Source organism: Streptomyces sp. NPDC006430 (assembly GCF_040612395.1).
In the GTDB taxonomy this organism is placed as follows: Bacteria; Actinomycetota; Actinomycetes; order Streptomycetales; family Streptomycetaceae; genus Streptomyces.
Map to the genome: position 1 here is coordinate 18,978 of NZ_JBEXQA010000016.1, position 19,414 is coordinate 38,391.

Consider the following 19,414-nt stretch of genomic DNA (forward strand, 5'->3'; position numbering starts at 1 on the left):
CCGCTGCTTTCCGTTGCCACTACTTCCAGTAGATGGCCTTGCCCTGGGCCAGGCCGAACGGGTCGCCCCAGTACATGGCGCCGGCGACCTTCGTCTGGCTGGACGGGGCCAGCGCGATCGCGCAGCCGTTCTGCGTCTTGCCGTTGGTGAAGCCCTTCGGCAGCGACTCGTGCGGGCACTTCTCGTAGTTGCCGATGACCGAGACGTCCTGCGCCTCGCTGCCGTCGCTGAGCGTGCCCTTGATGTGGCCCACCGAGCTGAAGGAGAGGTCCGTGGAGCCGACGTTCTTGACGGTGTAACGGACGAAGTAGGGGACCATGCCCTTGACCTTGTCGCCGAGCTTCAGGGCGTCCAGGTCGGAGGACTGGCCCTGCTCGATCGCCGTCACGGTGAGCGTGATGTCGCCCGCGGTGCTGCCGCTCTTGAACGGGAACTGCGCCGCCTCGCCGATCTTGAACGTCTGGCCGGCCTTCGCGACGCCACCGCTCGGGGCCGGGGCGCTTCCGCCGCCGTCGTAACCGCCACCGGCCGAGGAGCTGGCACCGGCGCTGGGCTGCTGCGCGGGCTGCGACTGCTGGGCGGCGGGCGAGCTCGGCTGGGCCGGGGTGATCTCTTCGTTGCCGCTCTTGCAGCCGGTCAGGCTCAGGGTGCCGGCAACCGCCAGACCGATGACGCCCGTTGTCGCTCTACGCATGCTGATGTTGCTCACTCTTTTCTTCTCCCCGTTGGATATGCACGTGATCGGGCACCGCCGTGTGCGACGCCTCTGTGGATCTTGATAGTCGATGCGAGAGAGCCCCTGCCAGCCAGGGGGCCACTTCGTGACGTGCCCAGTACATAAGCGCAACATAAGCGGAACGGTCGGGACGGCCCTGCGGTAGACGGGACTTCAGGAGCGCAGGCGCAGGCCACGTGGGGTGGCGTGGAATCCGGCCGCCTCCAGGACGGGGCCCAGCGCAGAAGTCAACGCCGGGGTGGCGTTGATGCGTTCCACCGTCAACGCCGGCAAGGTGCCCATCCGGGAAGCCGCCGCCAGAGCCACCGTCGCCGCCGCGAGGCGCGGATCCTCCGCGGGGGGCCACGCCAGCAGGGTCTTGCCGCCGCGCTCCAGATAGAGGGTGAGCTCGCCGTCGACCAGGACCACCAAGGAGCCCGCCTTGCGGCCCGGCTTGTGGGTGGCCCCGGCCGGGGGCTCCGGCCAGGGCAGGGCCGCCCCGTACGCGTTCGCCGGATCGGCGGCTGCCAGGACCACCGCCGCCAGCGGGGGCGGGTTCCGCTCGGCCGACCTCAGCCGGTCCACCGCGCCGTCCATGGCGAACTGGGCCCCGCCCAGGCCCTCCACCACGTAACCACGGCGGGCCTGGCCGCTGTCCTCGAAGGCGGACAGGACGCGGTACACCGCGCTGAAGCCGCCCTCCACGCCCTCGGCGGCCACCGCGCCCCGGGTGACCACACCATGCCGGTCCAACAGGGTCCGGGCCAGTGCGTGGGCCCGGTGGGTGGGGTCGGGGGCCGAGGAGGGCAGCAGCGACCAGCGGCCCGAGACCGTGGGCGGGCCCGGCCGGGACACCTGTGCGCTGAGCGTCCCGTACCGGCCGCGCGGGACAGTACGCCGGGCCCGATGGGCGGTCGCGCCGGCGGTGCGGCCCGAACCCAGCAGGGAGCGCAGCGGGGCCAGGGTGTCGTTCGTCAGGCGGCCCGACCAGGCCAGGTCCCAGACGGCCTCCGTCAGTTCGAGATCGGTGGCCTCGGACCACTTCGCGCGCACCGATTCCGCCAACTGACGGAAGAACAGGCCGTACCCGCCCGCGAGGGTGTCGAGGATGGACTGGTGAAGGGGAGTCAGTTCCAACGGGTGCGGCGGGGGCAGCAACAACGGCGCCGAATCCGCCAGGTAGAGCGAGACCCAGCCGTCCTTGCCCGGGAGGGCGCCGGCGCCCGCCCAGACCACCTCACCCGTGGTGGTCAGCTCGTCCAGCAGGGCCGGGGAGTACCCCGCGACGCGCGACGGGAGGATCAGGCGCTCCAGAGCCGAGGCGGGGACCGGGGCGCCCTGGAGCTGTTCGACGGCCCGCGCCAGGCCGTCGATACCGCGCAAGGCCCCGCCCAGGTGCTGCCACTGCGGCAGGAAGGTGGCCAGGGAGGCCGGAGGAACCGGCTCCACTTCCTGTCGCAGCGCTGCGAGGGAGCGACGGCGCAGCCTGCGCAGTACGGCGGCGTCGCACCACTCCTGGCCGATCCCGGCCGGATGGAACTCGCCCTGGACCACTCGGCCGGCTGCCGCGAGCCGGTGCAGGGCGCCCTCGGTCACCGCCGCGCCCAGACCGAAGCGGGCGGCGGCCGTGGCCGTGGTGAACGGCCCGTGGGTGCGGGCGTACCGGGCCAGGAGGTCGCCGAGCGGATCCTTGACCGGCTCGGTGAACGCCTCCGGGACCCCGACCGGGAGCGCCGTGCCCAGCGCGTCGCGCAACCGGCCCGCGTCCTCGACCGCCGCCCAGTGGTCCGCACCACCGATCCGGACCGGGATGGCCCGGCGGGCCGCGGCCAGGGCCTTCGGCCAGGCTGGATCGGCGCCGCGCTCGGCCAGTTCGGCCGTGGTCAGCGGGCCGAGCAGGCGCAGCAGGTCGGCGACCGATTCGGCGTCCTTGGCGCGCCGGTCCCCGGTCAACCACTGGAGCTCCCGCTCCAGTTCCTCCAGTACCTCCGCGTCGAGCAGTTCGCGCAGCTCCGCCTGGCCGAGCAGCTCCGCCAGCAGGCGGGAGTCCAACGAGAGCGCGGCCGCCCGCCGCTCGGCCAGCGGCGAGTCCCCCTCGTACAGGAACTGGGCGACGTAGCCGAAGAGCAGCGACCGGGCGAAGGGGGACGGCTCGGGGGTGGTGACCTCGACCAGACGGACCCGGCGCGCCTCGATGTCCCCCATCAGCTCCGTCAGGCCGGGTACGTCGAAGACGTCCTGGAGGCACTCCCGTACGGCTTCCAGCACGATCGGGAACGAACCGAACTCCGAGGCAACCTGGAGCAGCTGGGAGGCCCGCTGACGCTGCTGCCACAGGGGGGTGCGCTTGCCGGGGCTGCGGCGCGGCAGCAGCAACGCGCGCGCCGCGCACTCCCGGAACCGGGAGGCGAACAGGGCGGAGCCGCCCACCTGGTCGGTGACGATCTGGTTGACCTCGCCGTGGTCGAAGGCGATGTCGGCCGCGCCCAGCGGTGCCTGTTCGTCGTCGGAGACGAAGGCGTGGGGGGCCGCGGGATCGTGATCGAGGAGGTCCATGGACAGCAGGTCCGCATCGGGCAGGCGCAGCACGATGCCGTCGTCCGCATGCACGACCTGTGCGTCCATCCCGTACCGCTCGGCGAGACGGGCGCCGAGCGCGAGCGCCCACGGGGCGTGCACCTGGGCGCCGAAGGGGGAGTGCACGACGACCCGCCAGTCGCCGAGCTCGTCGCGGAACCGCTCGACCACGATGGTCCGGTCGTCCGGCACGTGGCCGCAGGCCTCGCGCTGCTCCGCCAGATAGGCCAGCACGTTCTCCGCGGCCCAGGCGTCCAGCCCGGCCGCCAGCAGGCGCAGCCGGGCGTCCTCCGCGGACAGGCCGCCGAGCTCGCGCAGGAACGCGCCGACCGCGCGGCCCAGTTCGAGCGGGCGGCCCAGTTGGTCGCCCTTCCAGAACGGCAACCGGCCCGGGACGCCGGGGGCGGGGGAGACCAGCACGCGGTCGCGGGTGATGTCCTCGATCCGCCAGGAGGTGGTGCCGAGGGTGAACACGTCCCCCACACGGGACTCGTAGACCATCTCCTCGTCCAGCTCGCCGACCCGGCCGCCACCCTTCTTCGGGTCGGCCCCCGCGAGGAAGACGCCGAAGAGCCCGCGGTCGGGGATGGTGCCGCCGGACGTGACCGCGAGGCGCTGCGCCCCCGGCCGGCCGGTGATCGTACCGGCCACCCGGTCCCAGACGACCCGCGGACGCAGCTCCGCGAAGGCGTCCGAGGGATAGCGGCCGGCCAACATGTCCAGCACCGCGGTGAAGGCCGACTCCGGCAGCGCCGCGAACGGCGCCGCCCGCCGCACCAGGGCCAGCAGCTCGTCCAGCTGCCAGGTGTCCATCGCCGTCATCGCGACCAGCTGCTGTGCCAGTACGTCGAGCGGGTTCGACGGGATGCGCAGGGACTCGATGGACCCGGTCCGCATCCGCTCGGTGACCACGGCCGCCTGGACCAGGTCCCCCCGGTACTTGGGGAAGACGACCCCGGTGGACACCGCACCCACCTGGTGCCCGGCCCGCCCCACGCGTTGCAGCCCGGAGGCCACCGAGGGCGGGGATTCCACCTGTACGACCAGGTCCACCGCGCCCATGTCGATGCCCAGTTCCAGACTGGACGTGGCGACCACGGCGGGCAGTCGCCCGGCCTTCAGGTCCTCCTCCACCAGCGCCCGCTGCTCCTTGGAGACCGAACCGTGGTGTGCCCGCGCCAGCAGCGGTGGGGCACCCCGGGCGGCGCCCGACTGGGCCATGATCTCGGCCGGGGGCGGGCCGTCGGGCAGCGTCTCGCCGGTGGCGCGCTCGTACGCGATCTCGTTCAGTCGGTTGCACAGGCGCTCGGCGAGACGGCGCGAGTTGACGAACACGATCGTGGAGCGGTGGGCCTGGACCAGATCGGCGATCCGCTCCTCCACGTGGGGCCAGATCGAGGGCTTGTCGCCGCCTTCCTTCCCCTCGGTGGCCGGAGAGCCGCCCAGCTCGCCCATGTCCTGCACCGGCACGACCACCGACAGGTCGAATTCCTTCGTCGAGGGCGGCTGGACGATCTCCACCTTGCCGCGCGGTGCGAGGTACCGGGCCACCTCCTCCACCGGCCGGACCGTCGCCGACAACCCGATCCGGCGGGCCGGGCGGGGCAGCAGCTCGTCCAACCGTTCCAGGGACAGGGCCAGGTGGGCGCCCCGCTTGGTCCCCGCGACCGCGTGCACCTCGTCCAGGATCACCGTCTCGATCCCGGCGAGGGCGTCGCGCGTCGCCGAGGTCAGCATCAGGAACAGCGACTCGGGGGTGGTGATCAGGATGTCCGGCGGCCGTGTGGCCAGCGCCCGGCGTTCGGCCGGCGGGGTGTCCCCGGACCGGATGCCCACCCGGATCTCGGGTTCCGGCAGGCCCAGGCGGACCGACTCCTGGCGGATTCCGGTCAGCGGGCTGCGCAGGTTCCGCTCCACGTCGACCGCGAGCGCCTTCAGCGGGGACACGTACAGCACCCGGCAACGCTTCTTCGCCTCGGCGGGCGGCGGCGTGGACGCGAGCTGGTCGAGGGCGGCGAGGAAGGCGGCGAGGGTCTTGCCGGAGCCGGTGGGCGCGACGACGAGCACGTCGGAGCCCTTCCGGATGGCCCCCCACGCCCCTTCCTGCGCGGAGGTGGGCTGGACGAAGGCCCCCGTGAACCAGGAGCGGGTCGCGGGGGAGAACGAATCGAGCGCTGAGCCGGCCATGCCCCCATCCTGCACCCCGGCACCGACAAGGGCCCCGACCTGGGCAAACCCCCGCTCCGGGCGAGGCGCAGAATGGGGGGATGGCGGACGACAGGGAGTGGGCGCGGCACTGGCGGCACGCACAGCTGCCCGGGCTGGACCTGCTGCGCGCCCACTACATCCGCCACTCCTTCCCCCGCCACGCCCACGACGGGTACGTCATCGCGGCCGTCACCGGCGGCGTCGAGGAGGTCGGCCTACCCGGCGGGACCGTGCGGGCCGGGCCGGGGAGCGTGGTCCTGATCAACCCCGAGGTGCCGCACACCGCCCGCGCAGGGGTCCCGGAAGGCTGGGCGTACGCCACGCTCTACCCCTCCCGGGGGCTGATCGCCGAGGTGGCCGCCGAGATCGGCAGTCTGCGCGGGACCGCCGGCTTCACCGCCGACTCGGTCACCGACCCGCAGACCTCCCACGTGATCAGCGAGGTGCACCGGGCCGCCGAGGAAGGGAACGCGCTGGCCGCCGACACCCTGCTGCGCGGGGCGGTCGCGCGGATGCTGGCCCGGCACGCCGGGCCGCTGCCCGCCCGTACGGTCCGCAGCGCCGGAGCCCTCGACGCCGCGCGGGCCCGGTCGGTGCTGGAGGAGCGGCTGGCGGACCCGCCGTCGCTGGAACAACTGGCCGCGGAACTCGGGACGAGCCCGTTCGCCCTGCTGCGGGCCTTCCGGGAGCACTACGGGATGCCGCCGCACACGTGGCTGACCGACGCCCGGGTCCGGCAGGCCCGCCGACTGTTGGACGCGGGCACCCCGCCGGCGGAGGTCGCCGTCGCCGTCGGCTTCACCGACCAGCCGCACCTGAACCGGCACTTCACCCGGATCGTGGGGGTTCCGCCGGGCGCCTACCGGCGGGAGCGGTCCGGCTAATCCCGGCCGCGATCCTGGGCGTGCAAGAACGTACAAGACCCGGCTGCCCCGCCCCTCGTACGGTCGCGGCGTGGGAGAACGTCAGATGGTGGTGCGGGAAGCCCCCGAAGGGGTCGCCGGACGGCCGCGTGCCGCCGTGGTGCGGGACGCGCTCGGGGTCGGGGTGGCCGTCGGGCTGTCCGGATTCGCGTTCGGGGTGACCGCCGCGGGGTCCGGGGTCAGCGTGGTGCAGGCCTGTGTGCTGAGCCTGCTGGTGTTCACCGGGGCCTCGCAGTTCGCGTTGGTCGGGGCACTGGCCGCGGGCGGGAACCCGTTCACCGCGGCAGCCGGGGCCTTCTTCCTGGGTACGCGGAACGCCTTCTACGGGCTGAGGCTGTCACAGCTGCTCGCGCTGCCGAAGGCCGTGCGGCCCCTCGCCGCCCACTGGGTGATCGACGAGACCGCCGCCGTGTCACTGGCGCAGCCCGACCGCAGGTCCGCCCGCCTCGGCTTCACCGTGACCGGGCTGAGCCTGTACGTCCTGTGGAACCTGACCACCCTGATCGGTGCGCTCGGTGCCGAAGCGCTCGGGGACACCTCCGCGTGGGGGCTGGACGCCGCCGGGCCCGCCGTCTTCCTGGCCCTGCTCGCACCGATGCTGAAGACCGCCACCGAGCGGGCCGTCGCCGCGCTCGCCCTCGTCCTCGGCCTGGGGCTGCTCCCCGTCCTGCCCGTCGGGCTGCCGGTCCTCGTCGCCGCCCTCGCCGCCCCCGCGATCCTCTGGCTGAAGGGACGCCGCTCGTGAACGTCTGGATCGCAATCGGGCTGACCGTCGTCGGCTGCTACGCCGTCAAGCTCGCCGGGCTGCTCGTGCCTGCCGGGGCGCTGGAGCGGCCGGTCGTGCGCAAGCTCGCCGCACTGGTGCCGGTCGCGCTGCTCGCCGCGCTCACCGCCCAGCAGACCTTCAGTTCCGGGCACGAGATCGTGCTCGACGCCCGGGCGGCGGGTCTGCTCGCCGCCGGGCTCGCCCTACTGCTGCGGGCGCCCTTCCTCGTCGTGGTCGGCATCGCGGTCGTCGTCACCGCGGGCGTCCGGGCGCTGGGAGGGTAGCGGAGGCCGGGGGAGTGCCGTCCAGGGGGCGCCCGTACGCCCGCAGGGTCAGCAGGGCCTCCAGCGTGGCGATCGGACGCCGCTCCAGCGAGCTGCCGGGCGCCCACGCTTCACGGCGCACCGGCCACCCGCCGTCCGACTGCTGCTGTGCGGCCAGGAAGTCCAGCGAGTGCCTCATCTCCTCGTCGGTGAACCACCCGCGCGCCAGGGACTCCGGCCGCCGTGCGAGGTCGTGCGCGAACAGGTTCTCGCCCGGTGCGTAACCGGGGTGGTGCGGGTACTCCGCCCGTCGCCGGGGATCGAGCACGACGAGCCGCTGCTCGCGCACCATCCGTCCCAGCCGGTCCGCGGTCGCCACGGCCCGCGCCCGGTCGGGGACGCCTTCGAGGAAGGCCACCGCGCTCTGGACCTCGTACGGGTGCGAGTGCCGCAGGTTCTCGACCCGCTCCCAGCAGAAGTCCGTGGCGCGGAACAGCCACGCGTGCCAGATCCGGTTGCGGTGCAGCACGCCGACGACCGGGCCCGTGGTCAGCAGCTCGCCGGGCGGGTCGTCGTGGACCTGGTGGTACGGGGCCACGGGAAAGGCGCGCGGGGCCGCACGGAGCACCGGAAGCGCTCCGTCCGCGGTGGAGACCCGGGTCAGGTGGCGACAGAGCCGGTCGATGCGCTGCCCGGCGCAGCGGCCCAGGCCGTCCAGGACCCGCAGGGCGTACGCGGTGTGCAGCGGCTGGCTGAGCGGACCACGCAGATCCGGGTCGAGGGCGTGGCCGTACCCGCCGTCGGGGTTCAGGTACGAGCCGAGGGCGGTGTCCACCGGGTCGGCCTCGGCGCCGAGGAAGTGGAATGCGAACCGGTGCTGCTCCAGGACCCGGGCCGTGAGCCAGATGAACTGCTCGGCGCGGGCCAGCGGCGTCGGTGCGGTCGGTGCGGCCCGTGCGGCTCGCGCGGTCGGTGTGGTCGGTGTGGTCAGCGAGGAAGCTTCGTCTCCAGGCATGCGTGAAACCGTAGGGTGCCGGGAGGCGGGGGCGGGGGGTGAACCGGGCCGGTGCACTCTCCCGGGGCGGGATACTGGGGGCATGCGGTTGACGATTTTCTGGGAGCGGATGGCCGAGCACTTCGGCGCGGCCTACGCGGACTCCTTCGCACGGGACCACGTCATGACGGAGCTCGGCGGACGCACCGTCCACCAGGCGCTGGACGCGGGCTGGGAGACCAAGGACGTGTGGCGCGCGGTGTGTTCGGCCATGGACGTGCCGGCCTCGCTGCGCTGACGCCGGTGGGCGTTTCCCCGTCCGCGTGGCGGGTGGGACAGACTTGGCTGCGTGGCAGCCACCGATGAGACGACCGACATGACCGACTCGAGCCGGCCGACCGACATGACCGAGTCGTCCGCCGACCGGCCCCGCCCCCTCACCGCCGCCCCGGGCGGCCCACCGGAAGACCTCGCCGCCCCGGCTGCGGCCGGTCACCGGATGCCGCGCTGGCTGCCCCGCGCCGTCGTCCTCGTCCTGGCGCTCATCGCCTGCTTCCAACTCGGCAGTTGGGCCTTCCATCAGTTGACCGGTCTGCTCGTCAACATGCTGATCGCGTTCTTCCTCGCGCTCGCGGTGGAACCCGCCGTGGCACGGATGGCGGCCCGCGGCATGCGCCGCGGGCTCGCCACCTTCCTGGTGTTCTTCGGGGTGTTCGTCGCGGGCGCCGGCTTCGTCGTCCTGCTCGGCTCGATGCTCGCCGGGCAGATCGTCGACATGGTGGAGGGCTTCCCGCGCTACCTCGACTCGGTGATCGACTCGCTCAACACGACCTTCCACACCGAGCTGTCCCGGCTCGCGATCCAAGACAGCCTGCTGCACTCCGACTGGCTCCAGAAGTACGTGCAGAACAGCGCGACCGGAGTGCTCGACGTGTCCGCCACCGTGCTCGGCGGGCTCTTCAGGCTGCTGACGGTCGGACTCTTCTCCTTCTACTTCGCCGCCGACGGGCCACGGCTGCGGCGCGCGCTGTGCTCCGTACTGCCCCCTGCGAAGCAGTCGGAGGTGCTGCGCGCCTGGGAGATCGCCGTGGCCAAGACGGGCGGCTACCTCTACTCGCGCGGGCTGATGGCACTCGTCTCCGGCATCGCGCACTACGTCGTCTTCGCGGTCCTCGGAGTGCCGTACGCGCCCGCGCTTGCGGTGTGGGTGGGGCTGGTCTCGCAGTTCATCCCCACCATCGGGACCTATCTGGCGGGCGCGCTGCCGATGCTGATCGCGTTCACCGTCAATCCCTGGTACGCGCTGTACGTCCTGGGGTTCGTGGTGATCTACCAGCAGTTCGAGAACTACGTCCTCCAGCCCAAGCTGACCGCGCGGACCGTGGACATCCACCCCGCGGTGGCCTTCGGCTCGGTCATCGCGGGCACCGCCCTGCTGGGCGCGGTCGGGGCGCTCATCGCGATCCCGGCCGTCGCCACGCTGCAGGCCTTCCTGGGCGCGTACGTGAAGCGGTACGCGCTGACGGAGGACGCGGACGCCTCTACGGCGCCTTCCCCTCCGTGGAGCCGAGTACGGTTGCCAAGGCGTCGTTGACCGTCGCCTCGACGGTGTCCTTCGCGGCTCCGAGGTCGCTGAGCAGACCCGTGCCGTTCTCCAGTTCCAACAGCGCGAGCAGGATGTGCTCGGTCCCGACGTAGCCGTGGCCGAGGCGCAGCGCCTCGCGGAAGGTCAGTTCCAGGGCCTTCTTCGCGTCGGCGTCGAAGGGGATCAGGTCGGGGACCTCCGCCACGGCCGGGGGCAGGGCCGCGGTCGCAGCGGCGCGCAGGTCGTCCGTGCTGATGCCCTGCGCGCGCAGGGCCAACGCGGCGAGGCCCTCGGGTTCGGCCAGAAGGCCCAGGACCAGGTGCGCGGTGCGGATCTCGGTGCCGCCGGCGGCGCGGGCCTCGTTCTGGGAGGCCATGACGACGTTGCGGGCGCGGGGGGTGAAGCGGCCGAAGCCCTGGTTGGGATCGAGGCCCGGGTCGCCCTCCTTGTCGGCCTTGGGGACGAAGCGCTTCTGGGCGGCCTGGCGGGTGACGCCCATGCTGCGGCCGATGTCGGTCCAGGAGGCTCCGGAGCGGCGGGCCTGGTCGACGAAGTGCCCGATGAGGTGGTCGGCCACGTCGCCGAGGTGCTCGGCCGCGACGACGGCGTCGCTGAGCTGCTCCAGGGTGTCGGTGCGGACCTTCTTGATGGCCTCGATCAGGTCGTCGAGGCGTACGGGATTGGTCATGCGAACGGGTTCCACTGAAGGGTTCGTCATGGGGCAACCCTAGGTTGACAGTCGAGTGGGTGTCAACCTCAGGTTGTCAGCTGATCTCCGGCTGGCGGCAGTCGTGCGGGGCGGGGAGTGGTGCGCTTGACAGGAAAATCGAACATCCATTCTGATGAGTTATCCACAGCCGAACCGGGCGTGGAAGCGCATTGTCAGTGGCAGGCGTTAGCGTCAATGGCGTGAAGCGATCGACTCAAGCAAACCGGGTGGAACCCATGGCAGGCACCGACCGCGAGAAGGCTCTCGACGCCGCTCTCGCACAGATTGAACGGCAATTCGGCAAGGGTGCGGTCATGCGCCTCGGCGACAAGCCGAACGACCCCATCGAGGTCATCCCCACCGGGTCGACCGCGCTGGACATCGCACTCGGCGTCGGCGGGCTGCCCCGCGGTCGTGTGATCGAGGTGTACGGCCCCGAGTCCTCCGGCAAGACGACCCTGACCCTGCACGCCGTGGCCAACGCACAGAAGGCCGGCGGCACCGTCGCCTTCGTGGACGCCGAGCACGCGCTCGACCCCGAGTACGCGAAGGCGCTCGGCGTCGACACCGACAACCTCATCCTGTCGCAGCCGGACACCGGCGAGCAGGCGCTGGAGATCGTGGACATGCTGGTCCGCTCCGGTGCCCTCGACCTGATCGTCATCGACTCCGTCGCCGCGCTCGTGCCGCGCGCGGAGATCGAGGGCGAGATGGGCGACTCGCACGTGGGTCTCCAGGCCCGACTGATGAGCCAGGCGCTCCGGAAGATCACCGGTGCGCTCAACCAGTCCAAGACCACCGCGATCTTCATCAACCAGCTCCGCGAGAAGATCGGTGTGATGTTCGGTTCGCCGGAAACCACCACCGGTGGCCGCGCCCTGAAGTTCTACGCCTCCGTACGCCTCGACATCCGCCGCATCGAGACCCTGAAGGACGGCACGGACGCGGTCGGCAACCGCACCCGCGTCAAGGTCGTCAAGAACAAGGTCGCGCCGCCGTTCAAGCAGGCCGAGTTCGACATCCTCTACGGCCAGGGCATCAGCCGTGAGGGCGGCCTGATCGACATGGGCGTGGAGCACGGCTTCGTGCGCAAGGCCGGCGCCTGGTACACGTACGAGGGCGACCAGCTGGGCCAGGGCAAGGAGAACGCCCGCAACTTCCTGAAGGACAACCCCGACCTCGCCAACGAGATCGAGCGGAAGATCAAGGAGAAGCTCGGCGTGGGCGTGCGCAAGGACGCCGGCGCCGACGAGGCCGGCGCCGGTGCGTCTGCCGAGGCCGCGCCCGTGCCCGCCCCCGCGTCGAAGGCCAAGACGACGGCCAAGGCCGCCGCGGCCAAGAGCTGACCCGTGCGGGAGCAGGAAGGGGGCGGCGAGCGCGGTGGCCGGGAAGGCCGTCGCGAAGGCGGCCGTGAAGGCCGCCAGGAGCTGCCGCCCCAGAGTCCCGAAGAGCAGGCGCGGGCGATCTGCCTGCGCCTGCTCACCGGGATGCCGCGTACCCGGCGCCAGCTCGCGGACGCCCTGGACAAGCGGGGCATCCCCGAGGAGGTGTCGCAGGCGGTCCTCTCCCGGTTCGAGGAGGTGGGTCTCATTGACGACGCCGCCTTCGCCGGGGCCTGGGTCGAGTCCCGGCACCGCGGCCGGGGCCTCGCCCGCCGGGCGCTCGCACAGGAGCTGCGCACCAAAGGGGTGCACGCCACCCTTGTCCAGGAAGCCCTGGAACAGCTGGACTCCGATCAGGAGGAGCAGACCGCCCGGGAGCTCGTGGAGCGAAAGCTCCGCGCCACCCGCGGTCTTGAGCGGGACAAGCGGATCCGGCGCCTCGCCGGGATGCTCGCCCGCAAGGGCTACCCGGAGGGCATGGCCCTGAGGGTGGTCCGCCGGGCGCTGGAAGAGGAGGGCGACGACGCCGACGACCTGGGGTACCCGGGGCTCTGACCTCCGCCCGTCGCGCCGCGCAGGCGCAGGGGGAGCGGGGGGTAGGGGTAGCCCCCGGGGCGAGACGCCGGGATGCTCCACTGTCAGGCGCCCAGGCCGGCAGCAGAGTTGACCGCATGATGCTGCGTTACGCCCTCCAGACCATAAAGGACCGCAAGGCCGGCTTCCTGGGCGCCTTCGTCGCCCTCCTGTGCGCGGCGGCCCTCGTCACCGCCTGCGGCACGCTCCTGGAAACCGGTCTCCGCGGAAAGATCGACACCGAGCGTTATGCGGCCACGCCGGTCGTCGTCACCGCGGACCAGAACGTCCACCAGACGACGGTCAGGGAGAAGAAGGGCAAGACCAAGACGAAACACAAGGCCAAGCCCGTGGCCGAGCGGGCCTGGCTCCCCGCCTCCACCGTGGACGCGGTCCGGTCCGTGCCGGGGGTCGAGCGGGCCGTGCCCGAACTCACCTTCCAGGCCGTCCCACTGGTGAAGGCCTCGGGCGCAGCGAAGCACTCGTACGGGCACGCTTGGACTTCCGCCGCGCTCACCCCCTTCACGCTCGTCGAGGGCCGCGCCCCCCAGGGCGGCGGCGAGGTGGTCGTCGACCGTGAACTGGCAGCCCGCGCGGGACTGAGGACCGGTGGCCCGCTCACCGTGCAGGCCACCGGCGAGCCGAAGACGTACACCGTGAGCGGAATAGCACGGGCGGCCGACGGTGGCCCAACCCGGCAGAGTGCGCTGTTCTTCGGCGACGCCGAGGCACAACGGCTCGCCTCCCGTGACGGACAGATCACCGCGATCGGCGTCGTTCCGGCCCCCGGGGTCGACCCGGGCGAGCTGGCCCGGCGGGTCAAGGGGGCACTTCAGGGCACCGGCGCGCAGGTCAGCCGGGGTGATGAACGCGGGCCCGTGGAGTTCCTCGACGCGGCCGGTGCCCGCATCAAGCTGGTCTCCATGGGCGGAGCCATGGGGGGCACCGCGCTGCTCGTCGCGATCCTCGTGGTCGTCGGCACCTTCGCCCTCTCCGTCCAGCAGCGCCACCGCGAGCTCGCCCTGCTGCGAGCCATCGCCGCCACTCCCCGGCAGCTGCGCCGCATGATCGGCCGCGAAGCCCTGCTCGTGGGCCTGGCCGCGGGTGTCGTGGGGGCGTGCGCCGGACTCCCGCTCGCCGCGTTGCTCTACGGCCGGTTCGTCGCGAGCGGGGTCGTCCCCGCCAACCTGGAGCGCACCGCCGGGATCTTCCCGATGTTCGCCGCCATCGGCGCGAGCCTGCTCGGGGCTTGGGCCGCGGCCCGCATCACCGGGCGTCGGATCGCGCGGATCAGGCCGGCGCAGGCGCTGGCCGAGGCCGCCGTCGAGCGGGGCAGGCCCGGGTGGGTCCGGATCGCGATCGGGGCATTGCTGCTGGCCGGCGGTGCGGTGCTGGTCGCCGTGCTGAGCGCGCTGCGCAGCGAACCGGCTTCGACCCCGGTGACCTTCTTGGCCGTCGTGGTACTCGCCGCAGCGGTCTCGCTGCTCGGCCCGCTGCTGGTCCGGGGCGCGACCGTGCTGCTCGCCGGGCCGCTGCGGCTGGTTGGCCCGGGCGGGCACCTGGCCACCGCGAACCTGCGCGGCAACGCCACCCGTATGGCCTCCGCCGTCACCCCGATCGCCCTGCTGATCGGCATGACCTGCACCGTCCTGTTCGTCACGCCGACGCTGGGCAACGCGGCCCGGGCACAGGCCCGCGACGGGCTGCGGGCCGGCTGGGCGCTGACCGCGCAGGGGCCTGGGATCTCCGGCGAGGCCGCGGAGAAGGTCCGCCGGACGCCAGGGGTCACGGCGGCCACCGAGATCGTGCACACCTCCGTCCGGGTGGGGTTGACGAAGTACGGCGCACAGGGGGTCACCCCGGTCGGGCTGGACCGGACCTGGGACCCCGGGGTGACGCGCGGGAGCCTGAACGGCTTCGACGAGCGGAGCGTGGCGGTGAGCGAACTGGCCGCGGACCAGCTGGGCCTGGGGCCGGGGAGCCCGCTGACCCTGTCGCTGGGCGACGGGACCCCGGTGTCCCTCACCGTCTCGGCCGTGTACGCGCGGGGGTTGGGCTTCGGGGACGTGACGCTGCCGCACGACCTGGTCGCGGCGCACGTGGACAACCCGCTGGCGAGCAGCGTGCTGGTGGCTGCGGAGCCGGCGACCGGGCGGGAGCGACTGACCGCTGCGGTAAGGGGGTTCCCGGGTGTGGAGGTGCTGTCTGCGCGGGACGTGGACGAGGCCGGGGCGGAGCGGCAGCAGGCCGGAGCCGAGATCAACCTGCTGGCGATGGGCCTGGTGCTCGCATTCACCGCGATCGCGGTGGTCAACACGCTGGCGATGTCGACGGCGGAGCGGTTCCGGGAGTTCGCGATGTTGAGGCTGGCGGGGGCGAAGCGTCGGCAGGTGCTGCGGATGCTCCGGGCTGAGGCGCTGGCGGTGCTGCTGATCGGGGCCGTACTGGGATCGGGGATCGCACTGGCCGTCCTGACCGCTTTCAGCGTGGGCATGACCGGGGTGGTCGCACCGGCAGTGCTCCCGGCGGTGTACGTGGCGGTGCTGGGCGTGGCCGGCCTGCTGGCCCTCGGGGCCACCGCCCTGCCGGGCCGGGTGGCTCTGCGGGTGCGGCCGGTGGAGGTGGCGACGTCGAGGTGACGGGCAGCTGCGGGCCCCGGGCGGCAAGCAGGGCCCGTCCGCGGCGGGCCGTCACCTCGAAGGTCAGGGGCCGTACCGCCGAAGCGGTGCGGCCCCGGCTCCGTACCTGCCCCCGGCTCCGTACCTGCCCCCGGCTCCGTACCTGCCCCCGGCTCCGTACCTGCTACCGGACCCGCGCCCCGTCACGTGCCCTTCAGGCCGTGGCAGGGGCCTGGGGCACGGGAAGGCCCGCCGACCTCCAGGCCTGGAAGCCGCCGATCAGGTCGGTGGCGCGGTGCAGGCCCAGGGCGTGCACGGAACTCGCCGCGAGGGAGGGGGCGTACCCCTCGTTGCAGGTCACCACCACCTGGAGGTCGTGCGAGGTGGCCTCGGGGACGCGGTGGGAGCCCTGGGGGTCCAGGCCCTCGGGATCGAGGGGGGAGCGAGTCGATGACCGCCGGGTCGGCGGCGGTGCGCAGGGCGAAGTCGAGGAGTTCCGCGGCCGTCACCGCAGTAGCGCGGGCGGGGGCGTACGGGAGTGCGTGGGGCGCATTGGATGTACTGGGTGCAAGGGGCGCAGACATGGGGGCGTGATCGTCCTGGGGGTTCGTGAAAGTGCGCGCGGAGCGCGGAGGGAAGGCGAATCAGCAGGAAGGACGACACACGCAGCCCGCGTAGCGGAGCAGGTCCATGTGGACCCTCCGCCACAGGCGTACGGCGTTGCCGGTCATGGCGGCGAGTGAAGTATGACGACCGGAGACCGGTCAATCGATCACGGCGGGATGTGTGGTGGGCGCCTCCTCCAGCGGAGCGGGCGCCCCCAGCCGAACGGTGTCCGCCGCCGCGTACAGCTCCGCGGGCCGCACCCCCGCGAAGGTCGCCGCCAGATGCCCGTCCGGCCGGACCAGGAGCACGGTGTGCGCCGGAGCCCCCGGATAGCCGTCCGCGACCAGCAGTTCGGTCCGGACCGGGAGGGCGCTCACGGCCGCCGCGAGCCGGGGCATCAGCCCGGCGCCCAGCCAGTGCCGCCGATCCCAGACCCCGGTGCCCGGGGCGACCAGGACCACCAGCAGGCGGCCCCGCCCCAGCAGGTCGCGCAGCGGCACCGTCGACCCGTCGGGGGCGGTCACCGGGACGTTCGCGACCGCACCGCCCGGCTCGGTCGCGGTCGGGACCTCGCGTACGGCCACCGGCGGGGCGTACGTGGGTTCCGCGCCGAGCGGGCCCCGCCCGAGGTGGCCGTCGGTGAGCAGGAGCTCGCCGGCACGGGCGGAGCCCGGCAGCAGGGTCCGTAGTCCGCCCCCGCCGCGGAGCACGGGCATCGACTGGTCGGCGGCGCGCAGCCGCGCCGCGACGGCCCTGCGCCGTTCGCCCTCGTAGCTGTCGAGCAGGTCTTCGGAGGCGCCCTGGTGCCAGGCGAGGCTCAGTTTCCAGGCGAGGTTCTCGGCGTCCCGGAGCCCCTCCTCGACGCCCTGGGTGCCGAGCGCGCCCAGCAGGTGGGCGGCGTCCCCGGCGAGGAAGGCGCGGCGGTCGCGCCAGCGCCGGGCGAGGCGGTGGTGCAACGTGTGGACCCCGGTGTCGAGGAGGTCGTACGGGGGAGTGTTGCCCCCGCACCACCCCGCCAGGCTCTCCCGGACCAGCATCACCAGCGCATCCGGGGTGACGAGCTCCCCCCGGCCCGGGAGCAGCCAGTCCAGCCGCCACACCCCGTCGGGCAGCGGCCGGGCGGTGGTCTCCTGCGGCGGGTCGCGGTGCAGCAGGGCCTCGCCCGGCCAGGGAAGTTCGGTGCGCAGCGCGGCCACGGCGTGCCGTTCCACAGCGGTGCGGCCCGGGAAGCGGATGCCGAGCAGTTTGCGCACGGTGGAGCGGGCCCCGTCGCAGCCGACCAGGTAGCTCCCCCGCCACCAGGTGGTCTCGGCGCCCCGGGTGTGGGCGGTGACCCCGCGGTCGTCCTGTTCGAGGGAGTCCAGTTTGCTGTCGTTGATCAGCTGGATCAGCGGATGCCCGGCCGCGGCGTCGCGCAGTCCGCGCGTCAGGGCGTGTTGTGGCAGGTGCAGGGGGGCCGGTTCGTCCTCGAAGGTGGTCCGCCGGGTGTCACGTCCGCGTCGCATCGTGCGCCAGGCGACGTAGTACGCGCCCTCGTCGCGCAGTGTCGTACAGCCGAGCCGCTGGGCCATCGCGGCGGTGTCGGCGTGCAGAACGACCGTACGGGCGGGTCGGGGCTGGTCCTTGCCGGGTCCCTCGTCGAGCACGACGCAAGGTACGCCCGAGCCGGCCAGGGCCAGGGCCAGGGACAGTCCGACGGGCCCCGCGCCGACGACGATCACCGGGTCCATGATGCGGCTCCCGGTGTCCGGTATGTGATCACAGAACGTATGCAACCCACTGGAGGTGCCTGCGTCAAGTGACACCGGTCCCGCCAACGCCGTGTGGTGCGGCGGATGAGTTCCGCCGCACCACAGGTGTCACGCAAGTGTACTGACCGGGCGTCAGGGTTCCGCTAGCGGGGAGCCGCGCCCGCCGGACGTCAGGGAGCTTCGCCCACGCCGGCCGCGCCGCCCGCGTCGACCTCGGCCACGTCCCCGGCGACGACCGCGCCGGTGCCCTTCTTCGACTTCCGCAGCTGCCCCTCGATCCAGGAGGCGAAGGTGGTCAGTGCGGAGTTCACCACGATGTAGATCAGTGCGATCACGACGAGGGTCGCGATGGTGTTGCTGTAGTTCGCCGAGATCTGCCGGTTCATCGACAGCAGCTCGGCGAGGCCCAGCACCGCACCGCCGATCGCGGTGTCCTTGATGATCACCACGAGCTGACTGACCAGGGCCGGCAGCATGGCCGTCACGGCCTGCGGGACCAGGACGTACGTCATGATCTGGCCCTTGCGCATGCCGATCGCCTTGGCCGCGTCGGTCTGGCCCCGCGGCAGCGACCGGATGCCGGCGACGACGATCTCGGCGATGACCGCCGAGTTGTACAGGACCAGCCCGGTGACCACCGCGTACAGCGGGCGCAGTTCGGAGCTGACGGTGCTGAACTTCACGTACAGCGCGGAGCCGAACAGCATCAGCATCAGCACCGGGATGGCGCGGAAGAACTCGACCCAGGCGCCTACGGGGATCCGGACCCACCGGTGGTCGGAGAGCCGGCCCATGCCGAGGACCGCACCCAGCGGCAGCGAGATGACCACGGCGATGAGGCCGGCCTTCAGCGTTTCGAGGAGGCCCGGGATCAGGAAGGTCGTCCAGATCTCGCTGTCGGTGACGAACGGGCTCCACTTGTCGGCGTCGAGCTGGTGGTTGTCGGCCATGACGCTGAGGACCCACCAGATGACCAGGCCGAACACGACCAGGAAGGCCGCCGTGTAGATCCAGTTGCGTGCCTTGGCCTTGGGGCCAGGGGTGTCGTACAGAACGGAGCTCATCGCTTCACCGCCACTCGCTTGGACACCCAGCCCAGGAGCAGGCCGGTGGGCAGGGTCAGCAGGACGAAGCCGAGGGCGAAGATCCCAAAGACGGCGAAGAGCGCCTGCGGCTCGTTCTCGATCATTTCCTTCATCAGCAGGGCTGCCTCGGCCACGCCGATGGCCGCCGCCACCGTGGTGTTCTTGGTGAGGGCGATCAGTACGTTGGTGAGCGGCGCGATGACCGCCCGGAAAGCCTGGGGGAGCACGATCAGGACGAGCACCTGGAAGAAGCTCAGGCCCAGCGCGCGGGCGGCTTCGGCCTGGCCCACGGGCACCGTGTTGATGCCCGAGCGGATCGCCTCACAGACGAAGGTGCCCGTGTAGGCGATGAAGCCCAGGATCGCGAGCCGGAACCCGGTCTCCTTGAACGTGCCGCCGCCGAGCGAGATGCCGAGGGTCTGATTGAGACCCAGTGAGCAGCCGATGATGATGACGGTCAGCGGGGTGTTGCGCACGATGTTGACGTACGCCGTGCCGAATGCCCGCATCAGCGGGACCGGGCTGACCCGCATCCCGGCCAGGACGGTGCCCCAGATCAGGGATCCGACCGCCGAGTAGAGGGTGAGCTGAACCGTCACCCAGAAGGCTCCGAGCACGTCGTACTGCCCGGAATTAAGAAAGTCGAACACGTTGCCCTG

16 protein-coding genes and 1 pseudogene are annotated in these 19,414 nt (G+C 72.5%); 8 read left to right on the forward strand and 9 right to left on the reverse strand.

The window, feature by feature from the left end; all coding sequences use genetic code 11:
- Positions 1–19 precede the first annotated feature (19 nt).
- Together ABZZ20_RS22420 and ABZZ20_RS22425 are read right to left on the reverse strand one after the other, a co-directional pair.
- On the reverse strand, positions 20–709 hold the full coding sequence (locus ABZZ20_RS22420; protein ID WP_356872172.1) for a hypothetical protein: 690 nt from the start codon (positions 707–709) through the stop codon (positions 20–22).
- Between the two features lie 180 nt (positions 710–889).
- A complete protein-coding gene (locus tag ABZZ20_RS22425) occupies positions 890–5,479 on the reverse strand; it encodes an ATP-dependent helicase (protein WP_356872174.1) in 4,590 nt (1,529 codons plus the stop codon).
- An 80-nt stretch (positions 5,480–5,559) separates the two neighbouring features.
- Here ABZZ20_RS22425 and ABZZ20_RS22430 point away from each other — a divergent pair, with 80 nt between their 5' ends.
- The 3 genes from ABZZ20_RS22430 to ABZZ20_RS22440 all read left to right on the forward strand — a co-directional run bounded on the left by ABZZ20_RS22430 (position 5,560) and on the right by ABZZ20_RS22440 (position 7,473).
- The gene (locus ABZZ20_RS22430; protein WP_356872176.1) at positions 5,560–6,384 is read left to right on the forward strand and encodes an AraC family transcriptional regulator; all 825 of its coding nucleotides are present in this window, start codon (positions 5,560–5,562) and stop codon (positions 6,382–6,384) included.
- An 85-nt stretch (positions 6,385–6,469) separates the two neighbouring features.
- Positions 6,470–7,168, forward strand: a complete 699-nt coding sequence (locus ABZZ20_RS22435; RefSeq protein WP_356872368.1) for an AzlC family ABC transporter permease — start codon at positions 6,470–6,472, stop codon at positions 7,166–7,168.
- Positions 7,165–7,473: an AzlD domain-containing protein gene (locus ABZZ20_RS22440; protein WP_356872178.1), complete on the forward strand. Its 309-nt coding sequence runs from the start codon at positions 7,165–7,167 to the stop codon at positions 7,471–7,473. Before ABZZ20_RS22435 ends, ABZZ20_RS22440 begins: the two co-directional genes overlap by 4 nt.
- Here the strand turns inward: ABZZ20_RS22440 and ABZZ20_RS22445 are convergent.
- Entirely contained in the window at positions 7,442–8,467 is a 1,026-nt protein-coding gene (locus ABZZ20_RS22445; protein ID WP_356872180.1) for a hypothetical protein, read from the reverse strand. The two genes, ABZZ20_RS22440 and ABZZ20_RS22445, sit on opposite strands and share 32 nt — an antisense overlap.
- Before the next feature lie 82 nt (positions 8,468–8,549).
- On the opposite strand from ABZZ20_RS22445, the gene ABZZ20_RS22450 reads away from it, so the two are divergent.
- Together ABZZ20_RS22450 and ABZZ20_RS22455 are read left to right on the forward strand one after the other, a co-directional pair.
- Complete coding sequence (locus ABZZ20_RS22450) at positions 8,550–8,744, forward strand: DUF3046 domain-containing protein (RefSeq protein ID WP_030729208.1); 195 nt, start codon at positions 8,550–8,552, stop codon at positions 8,742–8,744.
- Between the two features lie 201 nt (positions 8,745–8,945).
- On the forward strand, positions 8,946–10,040 hold the full coding sequence (locus ABZZ20_RS22455; RefSeq protein ID WP_356872370.1) for an AI-2E family transporter: 1,095 nt from the start codon (positions 8,946–8,948) through the stop codon (positions 10,038–10,040).
- On the opposite strand, the gene ABZZ20_RS22460 is transcribed toward ABZZ20_RS22455, so the two are convergent.
- The gene (locus ABZZ20_RS22460; RefSeq protein ID WP_356872182.1) at positions 9,988–10,749 is read right to left on the reverse strand and encodes a Clp protease N-terminal domain-containing protein; all 762 of its coding nucleotides are present in this window, start codon (positions 10,747–10,749) and stop codon (positions 9,988–9,990) included. The genes ABZZ20_RS22455 and ABZZ20_RS22460 overlap by 53 nt on opposite strands.
- Before the next feature lie 227 nt (positions 10,750–10,976).
- On the opposite strand from ABZZ20_RS22460, the gene recA reads away from it, so the two are divergent.
- From recA to ABZZ20_RS22475, 3 genes are all read left to right on the forward strand, one after another.
- A complete protein-coding gene (gene recA, locus ABZZ20_RS22465; RefSeq protein ID WP_356872184.1) occupies positions 10,977–12,086 on the forward strand; it encodes a recombinase RecA in 1,110 nt (369 codons plus the stop codon).
- Between the two features lie 3 nt (positions 12,087–12,089).
- Positions 12,090–12,677 carry a recombination regulator RecX gene (gene recX / locus ABZZ20_RS22470; RefSeq protein WP_356872186.1) on the forward strand — a complete coding sequence of 196 codons (588 nt, stop codon included), beginning with the start codon at positions 12,090–12,092 and terminating at the stop codon, positions 12,675–12,677.
- Between the two features lie 116 nt (positions 12,678–12,793).
- A complete protein-coding gene (locus ABZZ20_RS22475; RefSeq protein WP_356872188.1) occupies positions 12,794–15,334 on the forward strand; it encodes an FtsX-like permease family protein in 2,541 nt (846 codons plus the stop codon).
- Positions 15,335–15,527: 193 nt separating this feature from the next.
- On the opposite strand, the pseudogene ABZZ20_RS22480 reads toward ABZZ20_RS22475, so the two are convergent.
- From ABZZ20_RS22480 to ABZZ20_RS22500, 5 genes and pseudogenes are all read right to left on the reverse strand, one after another.
- A pseudogene (locus tag ABZZ20_RS22480) lies at positions 15,528–15,734 on the reverse strand (rhodanese-like domain-containing protein); the annotation flags it as partial.
- A 223-nt stretch (positions 15,735–15,957) separates the two neighbouring features.
- Positions 15,958–16,044: a putative leader peptide gene (locus tag ABZZ20_RS22485; RefSeq protein ID WP_356872372.1), complete on the reverse strand. Its 87-nt coding sequence runs from the start codon at positions 16,042–16,044 to the stop codon at positions 15,958–15,960.
- 33 nt (positions 16,045–16,077) lie between these two features.
- Positions 16,078–17,649, reverse strand: coding sequence for an FAD-dependent monooxygenase (locus tag ABZZ20_RS22490; RefSeq protein ID WP_356872190.1), 1,572 nt, complete (start codon positions 17,647–17,649; stop codon positions 16,078–16,080).
- A 191-nt stretch (positions 17,650–17,840) separates the two neighbouring features.
- Positions 17,841–18,734, reverse strand: coding sequence for an amino acid ABC transporter permease (locus ABZZ20_RS22495; protein WP_356872192.1), 894 nt, complete (start codon positions 18,732–18,734; stop codon positions 17,841–17,843).
- Positions 18,731–19,405 (reverse strand): ABC transporter permease subunit, encoded by a 675-nt coding sequence (locus tag ABZZ20_RS22500; protein ID WP_356872194.1) that lies wholly within the window; start codon positions 19,403–19,405, stop codon positions 18,731–18,733. The genes ABZZ20_RS22495 and ABZZ20_RS22500 overlap by 4 nt, the downstream gene beginning before the upstream one ends.
- Positions 19,406–19,414: the final 9 nt, after the last annotated feature.